General features: G+C 33.1%; 10 protein-coding genes. 7 read left to right on the top strand and 3 right to left on the bottom strand.

Annotation, left to right across the window (positions count from 1 at the left end; all coding sequences use genetic code 11):
* Positions 1-118 precede the first annotated feature (118 nt).
* The 7 genes from FJOH_RS10640 to FJOH_RS10665 all read left to right on the top strand — a co-directional run bounded on the left by FJOH_RS10640 (position 119) and on the right by FJOH_RS10665 (position 8,023).
* Entirely contained in the window at positions 119-3,205 is a 3,087-nt protein-coding gene (locus FJOH_RS10640) for a SusC/RagA family TonB-linked outer membrane protein (protein ID WP_012024114.1), read from the top strand.
* A 17-nt stretch (positions 3,206-3,222) separates the two neighbouring features.
* Positions 3,223-4,821 (top strand): SusD/RagB family nutrient-binding outer membrane lipoprotein, encoded by a 1,599-nt coding sequence (locus FJOH_RS10645; protein ID WP_012024115.1) that lies wholly within the window; start codon positions 3,223-3,225, stop codon positions 4,819-4,821.
* Between the two features lie 91 nt (positions 4,822-4,912).
* On the top strand, positions 4,913-5,962 hold the full coding sequence (locus FJOH_RS10650; protein WP_012024116.1) for a sialidase family protein: 1,050 nt from the start codon (positions 4,913-4,915) through the stop codon (positions 5,960-5,962).
* A gap of 11 nt (positions 5,963-5,973) precedes the next feature.
* Positions 5,974-6,306, top strand: coding sequence for an L-rhamnose mutarotase (locus FJOH_RS10655; protein WP_012024117.1), 333 nt, complete (start codon positions 5,974-5,976; stop codon positions 6,304-6,306).
* 6 nt (positions 6,307-6,312) lie between these two features.
* On the top strand, positions 6,313-6,456 hold the full coding sequence (locus FJOH_RS26945) for a hypothetical protein (protein WP_159436656.1): 144 nt from the start codon (positions 6,313-6,315) through the stop codon (positions 6,454-6,456).
* A gap of 2 nt (positions 6,457-6,458) precedes the next feature.
* Entirely contained in the window at positions 6,459-7,430 is a 972-nt protein-coding gene (locus FJOH_RS10660; protein ID WP_012024118.1) for a M20/M25/M40 family metallo-hydrolase, read from the top strand.
* A 182-nt stretch (positions 7,431-7,612) separates the two neighbouring features.
* On the top strand, positions 7,613-8,023 hold the full coding sequence (locus FJOH_RS10665) for a helix-turn-helix domain-containing protein (protein ID WP_012024119.1): 411 nt from the start codon (positions 7,613-7,615) through the stop codon (positions 8,021-8,023).
* 70 nt (positions 8,024-8,093) lie between these two features.
* Here FJOH_RS10665 and FJOH_RS10670 read toward each other — a convergent pair whose 3' ends face one another.
* The 3 genes from FJOH_RS10670 to FJOH_RS10680 form a co-directional block, all read right to left on the bottom strand.
* Entirely contained in the window at positions 8,094-10,445 is a 2,352-nt protein-coding gene (locus FJOH_RS10670; protein WP_012024120.1) for a mechanosensitive ion channel family protein, read from the bottom strand.
* Positions 10,446-11,216: 771 nt separating this feature from the next.
* On the bottom strand, positions 11,217-12,500 hold the full coding sequence (locus FJOH_RS10675) for a hypothetical protein (protein ID WP_012024121.1): 1,284 nt from the start codon (positions 12,498-12,500) through the stop codon (positions 11,217-11,219).
* A 38-nt stretch (positions 12,501-12,538) separates the two neighbouring features.
* Entirely contained in the window at positions 12,539-14,248 is a 1,710-nt protein-coding gene (locus FJOH_RS10680; protein ID WP_012024122.1) for an NHL repeat-containing protein, read from the bottom strand.
* Positions 14,249-14,361: the final 113 nt, after the last annotated feature.

Below are 14,361 nucleotides of genomic sequence, written 5' to 3' on the forward strand. Positions count from 1 at the left end.
CTAAAAAGATAAATGTATGACGAACACCTTTTCAAACTTGTCATTTGTCGAAATTATATTTTGTTAACAAAATGTATTCTTAAGTTTAACATGTTATTAACTCAAAAAACAACTAAATATGATCAAGGACGTACTAAAATTACTGTTAGTGATTTGCTTATTTGGATTCCAAAGTATGCAGGCACAAACTACAGTAAAAGGAACGATAACAGATGCTCAAAGTGGAATTCCGATCCCTGGAGCGAATGTTGTTGTTAAAGGAACAAAAACAAGTACCTCATCAGATTTTGATGGGAAGTATACGATTACAGTTCCAAATCAATCAGCAGTTTTGGTTTTCTCTTATGTTGGTTCAGCTTCAAAAGAAGTAGCCGTAGGAACTCAAACTACAATTAATGCGGCTTTGGGAGCAGCAACACAACAATTAGGAGAGGTAGTTGTAACGGCTCTTGGTATTAAAAGAGAGAAAAAAGCAATTACGTATTCAGCTCAAAACGTTGCAGTAGGAGAGCTTTCAGAAGCAAGATCATTAAACGTTGCCAACTCACTATCGGGTAAAGTTGCGGGTCTTAACTTCTCTACAACATCAAATGGTGTTGGTTCTTCTTCAAGAATTACATTAAGAGGTAACAGATCTCTTAATGGTAATAACCAGCCATTATATGTAGTAGATGGTGTGCCAATTAGTAATGGTACAACTACAACAAATCCTGATATTGATACAGGAGGTACAACACAGCCAGATGGTATTTCGAACATTAACCCTGAGGATATTGCTTCGATGACAGTTTTAAAAGGACCTTCTGCAGCTGCTCTTTACGGTTCTAGAGCATCAAATGGTGTAATCGTAATTACAACTAAATCTGGTAAAGCAGGAAAAACTTCAGTTTCGTTATCATCTAATTTTATGGCTTCTTCTGCTTATAATTTGATGAACTTACAAAATGAATACGGACAAGGAACAAATGGAAATTATGTTTCTAACTCAAGTTCAAGCTGGGGAGCACCGTTAGACGGACGTCAGGTTTCTGCATGGCAGTTGGTTCGTAACCCAAACTATACAGGGCCGGCGACACAAAGCTATTCTCCACAGCCAAACAACGTGATCGACTTTTACAAAACAGGTTACAACTTAGCTAACACATTAACTGTAACAGCTGGTAACGAAAAAGCACAAGGATATTTCTCTTACACTAACACACGTGCTGAAGGTATTGTGGGAGGAAATGCAATGGACAGACACAATCTTAACTTAAGATTGACTAGTAAAATATCTGATAAATTATCATTAGATGTAAAAACAAACTACATCGTTCAGGATATTGATAATTTATTAAGAACAGGAGAAGAATCTATTGGTACATCGGCTTATTTATTACCTCGTAGTATTGCTTATAACGATTACAAAAACTTCGAATATATTGATGCTGCAGGACAAAGACAAGTAAACTATTTCCTTGACGAAACGGGAGCTCCTGGCGGAAACCCATTCTGGTCTGCTTTAAGAGATGATGCTCGTACAGACAAAAGAAACAGATTTATTGGTTTAGCGTCTCTTAAATATGAGTTTACAAAAACTTTAAGTTTACAAGGTAGAGCTGGTTTAGATCAAATGACGAACAAAAACGTAAGAAACAGATATGCTACAAATGCATTTAACAGCAACATGGGTTCATACAGCGAATCTTACGAAACTGTTAGCGAGTTAAACGTTGATGCTTTACTTTCTTACAATCAAAAATTTGGAGATTTTTCTATTGGGCTTAATGCTGGAGCAAACTCATTACAACAAAACAGCTCAGCTTTAAATTCTGGTGGTGTTTTAAGTAAAAGAAACTTCTTTGCATTATCTAATGTGCAAACAATTCAATCTACTTCAACTGCTTCAGAAAAAAGAATCAATTCAGTTTATGGATTTGGACAGATTGGTTTTAGAAACTATTTATTCTTAGACGTAACAGCAAGAAATGACTGGTCTTCTACTTTACCAAATGATTATTTCTACCCATCTTTCGGTTTGTCTGCAGTTATTTCAGATATGGCTAAATTACCAGAGGTAATAAGCTTTGCAAAAGTTAGAGCTTCTTATGCACAAGTAGGTAACGATACAGATCCTTATCAAACACAGCAAAGATTCTCATACATTGGAGGAAATGGCGGTATGTTATACGGACAAAGCACACAAGCTAATCCAAACTTAAAACCTGAGATTTCGTCTTCTACAGAGTTTGGTGCAGATGTTAGATTTTTCAATAACCGTTTAGGTTTAGATTTTACATATTTCAATACATTAACTAATAACCAGATTTTTTACATCAATACTCCAGAATCTTCTTCTTTTTCTAGAGCTATCGTAAATGGTGGAGATATTGAAAATAAAGGTATTGAGGTAACACTTACAGCAACTCCGGTTCAAACAGAAAACTTTACTTGGGATATTACAGCAAACTACGCTTCTTATAAATCAAAAGTAAAATCGATTTATGAAGGAAGAGATGAGTTAGTACTTGGTGAAGGTCGTTTAGTTAGAAGTAAAGTTGTTGTAGGAGGTGAATACGGTGATTTATACATTAAAGGTTTCCAAAGAGATCCAAACGGAAATATTATTGTAAACAGTGCCGGTATTCCATTAGCAACAAATGGTTTTGATGTTCGTGCTGGTAACTTTAATCCAGACTGGACTGGAGGTTTGAAAAATAACTTTAAATACAAAGATTTCTCTTTAAGTTTCCTTGTTGATTTTAGAATTGGTGGAGAAGTTATTTCATATACTCAGGCAAGACAAGCTGGTTTAGGGGTAAGTGATATTACACTTGCAGGAAGACAAGGCGGAATTGTTGTTGATGGTGTTGTTGCTGCAGGAAACGGTACATATACTCCAAATACTACAAGTATTACAGCTGAGCAATACTGGACAGCTATCGGACAAAGAACTCCTGTTGCAGAGCCATTTATTTATGATGCAACAAACATCAGATTAAGAGAACTTGTTTTTGGTTATTCATTACCAAAACGTTTATTAGGTGATTCAGGATTCTCAAGTATTGATTTTTCTTTAGTAGGCAGAAACTTATTCTTCTTCGTAAATAAAGCTAAATATTTTGATCCAGAAGCAGGTGCAGGAACTGGAAACTTGCAAGGTATAGAATCTTTCAACATTCCTTCAACGAGAGATTATGGAGTTAATGTGAAATTTGGATTTTAATTAAAAAAAGAGACAACATGAAATATAGTTTTAAAATAAAAACATTAGGAGTTGCATTGATGGCAGTTTCTATTTTGTCAAGCTGTACAAAAGACTTTGATGAAATAAACAAAGATCCTAATTCGTTGACAGAAGATCAGCTTGATGCTACATTAGCTGGACCAGCATTTGCTTCTGCTTTGTATGCAGGTATTCACAACGGATCGTATTCGTCTCCAGGAGTAGATGACCAAGGTACGTGGGGTATTGCAACCGGTATTTTGTCTTCAACTTTTATCCACTATTTAAACTGTGGATATGGTACTGAAAGAAATGCTTTCGTTAATGGATATGAAGGCAGAGGATGGACAAGATTTTACACTGTTGCTGTTCCGGCATTAACAAATGCTGTTAAAGCATCTGAAGGAAATGCAGAAGCATTGGCAGTACTTAAAATCTGGAAGGTTTTTATGTATAACCAAATGGTTGACGCTTATGGACCAATTCCTTACACTGAAGCAGGTAACGGAAAAGAAAAAGTACCTTACGATAGTGTAGAGTTTATTTACGAAGATTTCTTTAAATTGTTAGATGAAGCAAACGCAGTATTGTCTACTTCTTCTACAGCTACAGTTGCATCTCTTTCTCCAAACGACAGAGTTTATGCAGGAAATGTAGACAAATGGAGAGTTTTTGGAAACAGTATGAGACTTCGTTTAGCAATGAGAATTTCTGATAAAGAGCCTGCAAAAGCTAAAACTCAGGCAGAAGCTGCGGTTGCTGCAGGAGTTATGCAGACAAATGATCAAAGTGCATTCTTTAAAGCAAGTAACATTACTCCAAACAATTTAAACATGATTGTAAACAGCTGGGGTTATGTAATGACAGCTTCTATGGAAAGTATCTTAGTTGGATATAACGATCCGCGTTTAGCAAAATGGTTTGCACCGCTTGATGCTGCCGCTGCAACTAAAGTGTATAGAGGTAATCCGGTTGGAGGTTTAGAAGATCAATTTGGAACTACTAAATTCTCAGCCTTTAATAATGATGTTTTAGGAAATGGTGCAGCTAATAACCTTAGTGAAACAAAAAACATTGAAATCTTTATGGCTTCTGAAAACTATTTAACCAGAGCAGAAGGAGCTTTAAATGGATGGAACATGGGCGGTGATGCCAAAACATTGTACGAAACAGGTATTAGATTATCTCTAGCTCAATGGGGAATTACTGATGCAGCTGCAGTTAATGCTTACATCAATGGTTCTACATTACCAACATTACCTAATATTTTAACACTTTATCCAACTTTAGATTTACAAGATATCCCTGTTAAATTGCCTGTAGCGTGGTCTGCATCTGCTGCTGATCAGCGTACACAGATTGCAGTTCAAAAATACTTAGCTATTTTCCCTGAATCTTGGGAAGCTTGGGCAGATTTAAGAAGAAGCGATGCTAAAGTTATCTATCCAGTATTAAACACAGATAATCCAGATGTTGGTGTTGGTAAATCTTTAATGAAAAGAATTATTTATACAACAAACGAATATTCTTCAAACAAAGAAGCTGTTCAGGATGGTGTTACAAAACTAGGTGGCCCTGATACCGGAGGAACAAAACTTTGGTGGGACACTAAATAATTAATTTGGTTGAGTAATGAGACACACACTCTTTACTTAAAAATTCAAAAGGAGAGGAAACTCTCCTTTTGTTTTATATAAAAGTTAGATTATGAATTTAAAAAAATATTATTCAGCATTTTTATTGATTTCGATTTTAGTTTCTTGTACCTCAACTAAAAATGGACCGAAAGCAATTAATATCACTCAAAATTATATTGCAGAGAAACCTGTTACAGCAGCCAGCCACGCCTCAACATTAGTAGAGTTAGAAAACAATACTCTATTGGCAGCCTGGTTTGGCGGGAAATACGAAGGAGCAAAAGACGTCGGCATTTATATTTCATCTTATAAAGAACAAAAATGGTCAGTTCCTAAAGAACTCATCAAGCCTTTAATTAAAGACGGAGACACACTGCCTTGCTGGAATCCGGTTTTATTTAAAAGCAAAAGCCAGAATTTGTATTTGTTTTACAAAGTGGGAAAAAATCCAAGAGAATGGTTTGGCGCTATGATTGTTTCTAAAGATGAAGGAAAAACGTGGAGTAATTCAAAATATCTTCCAAAAGGTATTTTAGGGCCAATTCGAAACAAACCCATCGAAACAACTCCAGGCGTTATTTTATGCGGAAGCAGTACTGAAAGTGTTGACGATAATAAATGGAGAGTTTTTATAGAAACCTATACAGAAGGAACAGACAGCTGGACAATTGCGGATATCAACGACAAGAAAAATTTTGATATCATTCAGCCCACTTTTTTAGTTCATTCTGATAAAGAAATTCAGATTTTATCCCGAAGCCGACATAATAAATTAATTTCGAGCTGGTCTGAAGACAACGGAAAAACCTGGCAGAAAACAGACAGCATAAATGTTGTAAATTCTAATTCTGGAGTCGATGCTGTGACCTTATCTGATAAATCATTTTTATTAGTAAACAATCCTCTAAAAATGGGAAAAGACTGGTTTAACGGAAGAAATGTTCTGGATGTAGAATATTCTAAAGATGGTGTAAACTGGAAGAAATTATTTGATCTGGAAAATCAAAAAGAAGGCGAATTTAGTTATCCGGCTATTATCCAGACTTCAGATAAAAAAGTTCATATATTGTACACTTATAATCGAAAGTTTATAAAACACACCGCATTTGATTTAAAATAAAAACAGAAATTATGCAAAAATACTGTCTTGCCTTAGATTTAAATAACCACCCAGATTTAATTGCAGAATATATCGATTACCATAAAAATGTCTGGCCTGAAATTCAGAAAAGCATTAAAGATTCTGGAATTATCAATTTGGAGATTTATAATGTCGGCGATCGATTGTTTATGATTATGGAAACCGATGATAATTTCTCATTCGCAGAAAAAGCAAAACTAGATGCAGAAAATCCAAAAGTGCAGGAATGGGAAACTTTAATGTGGAAATTCCAAAAAGCACTTCCCCAAGCCAAATCTGGAGAAAAATGGATTTTAATGGATAAGATTTTTGAACTAAAATAAATTTTTATGGCACACGGATTTAACGGATTTGCTTCGCCAAAAAAGCTGATAAATACAGATTTATTTATATTTTTTATAAAAAATCTGCGGGCATTTGTGCTTTGCGAAGCAAATCCGTTTCATCCGTGTGCCAATTTTAGACAACTATAATTATGAAATTTTTTATAAAGATAAACTTTGCTTATGGTTTGTTACTTTTTGGCCTTACTATCAATGCGCAAAAAAATAATTTGGCGCAGACATTTTATAAACACGATAAATATCTTTCTTCAGATAAATTGGAAGGCCGTTTCGTAGGAACGAAAGGAAATAACGATGCAGCAGCTTACATCAAAAAGTACTTTAAAAAATATGGTTTGAAAAAGTTCAATGATACTTATGATCAGCCTTTTAAAGTGTTTGTAAAAGAAGGAATTAATAAAATGAAATCCGACAGCGTTTCGACACAAAATGTTTTTGGATTTATTGAAGGTTCTGATGAAAAACTCAAAAATGAATTTATTGTTATAGGTGCACATTACGATCATTGGGGCTGGGGCGGAAAAGGATCTGGAAGCAAGAAAAAAGATACCATAGCCATTCATAACGGTGCAGATGATAATGCATCTGGAGTTTCGGCTTTGTTGTGTATTTTAGAAGAAGTTTCTAAATTAAAAATTAAACCTAAAAGGAGTATTATTTTTATTTCTTTCAGCGGAGAAGAAGAAGGTTTATTAGGTTCAAAATATTTTGTAAATCACTTACCTGTCAAAAAAGAAGCCGTAAAAGTAATGCTCAATATGGATATGGTAGGAAGATTAAATGCTGAGAAACAAATCTATATGGGCGGTGCAGGAACTTTTCCAAATGGAGTAGAACTCATGAAAAAATTAGGAGAAAACAGCGGACTAAATCCAGTTGTTTTTGCAGGTGATGTTGGCGGTTCTGATCACGTTTCTTTTTACAAAGCTTCGATTTCTGCCATAGGATTTCACACAGGCGGACATCCGCAATATCATACACCCGAAGATGATATTGAATTAATTAATTTTGAAGGTGGCGCTTTGGTTTCAAAATATATTTATAATGCTTTGGTAAGTATTGCGAATTATAATGAAGAATTGGTTTTTATAAAGCAGGATTAAATCAAAAAGCTCTCATTTGTCAATTTCTTAATTTTATCTTTTGATAGTAACTTGTCCGAAAAATTGTATTTTTGTTTGAGATGAAATAGAGCATTTAAATTATTCTAATTTGTATCTTACAAGAGATAAGATGTTTTTTACAGATTGCTTTATTTTGTATTGCTAATTATTACCTTTGAATTATGAGCACATTAACAAAACAAAACCACATAGGGCGAAAAATAAGCCGTATTCGTGAATTAAGAGATATGAAGCAGGAAGCATTGGCTCAGGCTCTCGGAACAAATCAACAAGCTGTTTCTATTATAGAGAATAGTGAAACTATCGATGAAGAAAAGTTGGTTGAAGTAGCAAAAGCTTTGGGTGTAACTGTCGAAGCAATTAAAAATTTTTCAGACGAAGCTGCGATTAATTATTTTAATAGTTTTACTGATACAAAGAATAGCCAAGTAAATTTCGGAAACCATTGTACTTTTAATCCACTTGATAAATTGGTAGAAGCTTTTGAGGAAAACAAAAAACTCTATGAGCGTTTGTTAGAATCTGAGAAAGAGAAAAAATCTTATTTAGAGAAATTGTTGAAGGATAAATAACTTTTTATACAATAAAAAATGGTTTGAGCTTCTTAAGTTCAAACCATTTTTTTATTTCAACAAAACAATATTAAGTATTGAAAGTTAATCCTTTCGCTTTAAAATTGCTAAATAAAACTTGTTTCGCTGTACTGATAGTTTCTTCGGTTCTATAGATACTGCACCAAAATTTGATTTGTATTTTAAATTTTCCATCAGAAATTGAATTGTAATAAATCTGAGATGGTTTAGTGTTATTTACCAAAGGAAGACTTTCAAGTGATGCTGAAATTGTTGCATTTATATCTTCTGGAGTTGCATCTCCGCTGATTTCAATAGAAATATCTACCAGTTTAAAATTATCTGTATACGTCCAGTTGGTAATGTTTTGAGATAATAAATTACCATTCGGGATGATGATTTCGGCACCATTTGGAGCATTGATTTTGGTTGTTCTTAATCCCATCGATTTTACTCTTCCAGATTCAGAACTTATATCAATAACATCACCAATTTGAATTGGTTTATCAAAAATCAAAATAATTCCCGATACAAAGTTGTTTACGACATTTTGAAGCCCAAGTCCAACACCAACACCCAACGCTCCCAGAAGAATACTCAATTTATCTAACGGCATTCCCGATGCAGCAACAGCTAAAAGATAACCCACAATCAAAACAACAAGTCTTGTAATAAGTAATTTAGAATGCTGTCTTTTATTGATGTTTTCTTCGTTTTCGTCTTCAATTTCTCCAAAAAAATATGCAACATAGTTTTGCAATAAATGTGCGGCCCAGACAATTATAAAGAATAAAACAATATTTCCTAAAGTAAAAGTGATGCTTCCGATAGTGTTAGGGCGACTCAATAAAGTGCCAAGAGAAGAACGTAACGATTCCCAAATATTTAAATTAGAAGCAATTACGACCAGCCACATATAGCTGATTACGATTATGAATGGTTTTTTGAGTGTGTCAGATAAATTCTCATAATCAAAAATCTTTTCAATACCTCGTTTTACTCGGGTTGTATAAATCTGTAAAAGAATTATTTCCAGAATTATTTTTAAAAGGACACTCAATGCAACAATCTGAGTAAGAGAAATAAAGGCAGTTAAACTCAGCATGTTTGAAAGAGAAACCCTTCCAAAAAGATTGTAAAGTATCGATAAAACATTTAATCCGATAAAAATGATGCTGGCCCATTTAAAGAATCCTTTAATGTATAACTGATCTTTTAAACTTTTAATCTGAACCAATCCATATCGAATTCCTAAAATATTAATGATAATGAATGAACAACGCTGAAATAAGCCTACTTCTATAAAAAGATCCAGAAAACAAAGTGCAAAAAATAATCCGAAAAGCAATAACCAGTTTCGCATTGATTTTCCAGACCAGTCATTTTTAAACAAGATAGTCAGAACACCTAATAAGCCAAGCTGAAGTAATTCTAAAAACAGGGCAGGTGCATACAAATTTGTTACTACAGCAATGTTTAGGGTAATGACAACTATTGGCAGAATTACGCCTCTGTTTAAATATTTAAAATTAAAAAGAGTAAGATTTTCGTCGTGTCCATTTGATTTTAAATATTTCAAATTGCGTGAAATATACCAAGCCAAAAGTCCCATAAAGAAACACAAAGTAATTAATGCTCCCGCTTTATAACTTAAATAATAAGCGGCCACATTTTCTTCAATTATAATTTTTGCTTTAATGTTATGTGATACCACTTTTTTTGCTGTGGTATCAGTGCTCCATAACGAAGGATATTCTTTATTTAGAATACTTATTCCTGATTTCTCGAGTTTAGTTTCTACAGTTGCAAGAGCGTTAGAAACATCAATTTTATGCTCTACAGTCAGTCTTTTTTTATGGTTTAAAGTCTCCTGATTTTTAGTCATCAGACTGTCAGTTCTAAGATACCTTTTTTTAAGGTTCGCTAATTCAGTTTTGAATTGTTTTCTGCGAATAGTATCTTTTATGAGAGTAAATAAAATTTTGTCTTTACGAAGATCAATAATCCTGGTTTTAATTTTTTCAAGATTTTGATTACGAATGTTTATTGCATTATTTTGATCGTTTAATTCTTGTTCGATTTCTTTTAGAACAATACGATACATCTGCTGATTTCGCACATTTGGATTAGCTCCTTTTAAACTTGCTAATATTAAATCAAGTTTGCTTTCGGTTCTTTTAATGTCTCCAAACAAGTGGAAAGTACTTCCTTCAAACTCGGCATCATTTGCAGCCGATTCTAAAACATCTCCGGCTTTTTCTATCGCCATCAAATAATCACTGTCGGTTGTGGTTTCTTCAAATAACTTGGACTTGTTTTCAGCTTTAGGTGCAGTACTTGAAGTCTGAGAATAAGAAAATGATGCAAAAAACAGCATCATTAATAAGGCTGGTAAATAGAACGAATTTCTTTTTGAATTCATAATTAATTTGGTGATTTAAGGTCTCCAAATTTAATTGTTTTTGTTTAGGATTTGAATCTCTGTCAGCGAAAAAATAAAATGTCTTCGAATATTTTTTCATATAAATTTAGAAAAAATATTCAAAGACATCTTAGATATTAGGTTTACAGAAAATTTATATTAACTAATTATAAATACTGTAATAATTCCATTGGAATAATTGTTGCCATTTAAATATGGAACGTAACTAAAATAAGATAGGCCATAACTACAATATATTGTAAAACCATATCCGGAAGATGGAACATGTCGTGCAATTCAATAATAATTTATGCTGGCTTCTTTTATACTTGCAACATAAAAAACATATAGTTCATAAATTGGTGTAGAATCTGATTGAATCATGCTGCTAGATGTTGTGAAATTTTAATGTTGGCAATCCATTCTCTAGTATAATATTACCTGCATTAACAATTTGTGGTTGATTAACCCAAATTGTTTGAATTTTATTTCTTTCATTCCCACTTTGATCATACCAGATAGAAACAAATCTATCATGTATACCATAAAAAAGTGAGAAGCTGGATAGTATCAATTTTATTATTAAAAAATCCTATATTCATCTAAGTATTATTAGAGCTTCTTCTTAACTCTAATACAATTTCCTTTATACATTTTCGATAATTTTCTTAATGTAAATGCACAGAAAGATGGATCTGTAACTTCGTCTAAAAATAATTTTGTTTTATTTTTCGCAAAAACTGTATTCTGTAATAAGCTTCCTATATAAAATTATACACCTAATAATAAAATACTATTCGTATTTCCCCTTTTTGTAAAAGTAAAAATTTGTTTTTCAGCTGTTACTGATGGTGTGCCAAATAACCATGTATGCGGTGCAGTAATCGACCATGTAATATTTACTCCTGGAAGTGTAATACCATTAAAAATAAAATTAGCAGAAAGTAAAGCTGGAACTGTAATTGTACAGTTTGCTGTAAAAAGAATAGTTTTTCCACTCCAGTCAGAAGAAATAATTTGACTAGAACTTACTTCTATTTGCTCATTGTTACTGTTTAATTTTGATGCAACATATTCTTTTGTAGCAACTGCTTTTCCAGTAGAATCTGCTTCAATTAATGCATTTGTCTGATAAGGTACAGATACCAAATTATTGCCGTTACTTAATATTTTATTACCAATATTTACAATTCCACTAACTGTTGCATCTTCCTGCGTTCCTTCTGCACCAATGTATATGTTAGAATTACCAGTAGTTACATAGCGTCCTGCAAATTTGCCCATTGCAGTGTTATCTACTCCTGTAGTAAGAGATATTAAGGAATAATTCCCAAATGCATTATTTGAATGGCCGGTTGTGTTTGCTGTTAAAGAGCTGTGTCCTAGGGCTGTATTGGAATATCCAACGGAGTTATAGCGGAGTGCATAAGTTCCAATGGCAACATTTTTATCAGTTGCGGTTGCATCAGACATGCTAAATGAACCTACAGCTACCGATTGTCCTAAACCATTTATTAATGTACCCATTGAAGAACAGCCTATTGCTACATTGTAGGAAGAAGTTTCGTTTGAGTTAAGTGAACCATTACCAACTGCTATATTTGCAATACCATCAATATTACTGGTAAGGGCGTGTTCGCCAAAGGCATCATTATAAGATCCTGTAGTATTTGATCTAAGAGCCCAATTTCCATAAGCTGTATTTTCACTTCCACTTGTATTCATGGCCAGAGCTTCTTCACCTACGGCAGTATTATGGGAACCTGTCGTACTATTTTGTAAAGCTTGTTTTCCTAAAACGGTATTTCCCGTTCCAGTTCCTTCACCAATTCCAATTCTTACTCTGTTGATTAGTTTATCTTTTCCTCCAAGTTCTTGTAAAGGTGTGTTATCAACAATTCCTGATTGTGTTGCAGAAACAGGATTAGAATTTGGAGGAACAATTTTGTTTATGTTATTAAACTCCAATTCTCCTTTAGAATTGGTAATTAAAATTTGATCCGGGTTATTTGTTTCAAGATCAGAGACTTTTATTCTATTATAATTTGTATCCATATTGCTTTTATTCTTAAATTTAAAAAATGATTTGAGCGTTAATAAACAATTTTACGATCTCCACTTGCTGTTTTATATTCACAGCCAATTGGAAGTCCTGCTGCAATAGCTGCTATATTATCTGCATAAGTAGGCATGTTCAGCCATACAACATATCCATTTTCATCAATGTAACCTCGTAATGCTTCAATTTGTAAGTCGGTCCCGGAAGTAGTTTTTTGCCCAGTTATAAATTGAATTCTAGATTGTCCTGTACCTTTTCCGACTCCAGCTTTTTGCTTTAAGGTTCCGCCATTCAAATCAGGTATGCCAGAAGAATTTAGATACATTCCATAGACATCTTGTAAACCTTGAGAGGTATTTATCCAAGCACTAAATAAAATCGTTTTGCAAATTGCTAATGTTGCACAACCTGCAAAAGAAACTCCAAGATTTATTGGAGTTCCTTCTCCATTCATAAATTTATAAATTGCAGTTAGTGAAGAGCAATATAAATCTCCAGTTATTCGATCCCAAACTATTCCACCCCAAAATGAAAATGAGGAGTCCATTTTATTAAAAGACCCAGTTGAATTGTTCTGTTTATATATATAGCCATTACCTCCCCCCAAACTATTATTGCCTCCTTCTGCAACATAAATATTGTTGTTTAAATCACAAGTTAATGATATGTAGTTTTTACCAGACTCTCCAATATTAGTAAAAGGACCAGTACTGTTTGTCTGTTTATAAATTTTACCGTTAAACGTACAGGCATAAATGTCATTATTAGGAGTAATAGTAATTCCTGTACCATAATATCCTTCTGGTAAAGTGGCATATAAAACAAAAGAGCCTATTCCATTTGTTTGTTTATATATGTTTTTTTGCTGATTAATATAGTACACATCACCATTAGGTGATTCACAACCTCCCCAGACAGTAGGACTTAGACCACTGGCATACTCCGAAAAAGCACCTGATATTTTATTAAATTTATACATAATAGTTCCTGCACATGCATAAACATTGTCAGAATAATTAGAGGAAAATACACAGGATGGGCGAGTAGAGGAGGCGTAATTAGAATATATTCTTTTAATGAGCAGTTGAGATTGAGAATTACTTGTATTACCAGCTTGTATAGAAAAATCAGTTCCGTTAAAACCTGAACTTGATCTTTCTGAGCCTATTGAATTTAAGTTTTTAATTGAATTGAATTGCAAATCAAATTCAGCAGTATTGTAATTGTCTATTAAAATATTAGAACCTGTGTCAGATATTCTGCTGTTACCTAATGAGGTGCCATATAATCCATATTTAGGAATAGTATTTTGATTACCATAATTTACAATGTTGGTAATGTCTGATACCAATGCTACAACTCCATCTTTATTGGGTAACGTGTAAGTTCTAGATGAAGTATTGGAATTGGTAAAAAAAGAAGTGAAAGTATTAGCCACATTTCTTAACCCTATTTTACCAGACAAAAATGTTTTGGTACCAGATACATTTTGGTCGTTTGAAATTCCTAAAAAGAATGTTTCAAAAAAAGTTTTAATGTTATCTATCAAATCTTTTAAAACTTTACCTTGTCTGGCATCTAAAGCTTTTCCTTCTTGATTATAATCTAATCCATTATAACTTTCTGCTTTTATGTTGTTAATATCCGTAAAATCTAACTCACCTTTAGAATTTGTAGTTAAGATTTTATCTGGCTGATTTACTTCTAAATCAGCCACTTTTATTCTGTTATAGTTTGTGCTCATTTTTGTATTATTTAATTTATTCAAAAATATTTAGTAATAATCGCTTATAGTGAATTAGTATTTAATCCTTACTCTATTACTGATTTTTAATTATGTTTTTTGAGTCAGCCGAA

The sequence above is a fragment of the Flavobacterium johnsoniae UW101 genome (assembly GCF_000016645.1).
Classification (GTDB): domain Bacteria; phylum Bacteroidota; class Bacteroidia; order Flavobacteriales; family Flavobacteriaceae; genus Flavobacterium; species Flavobacterium johnsoniae.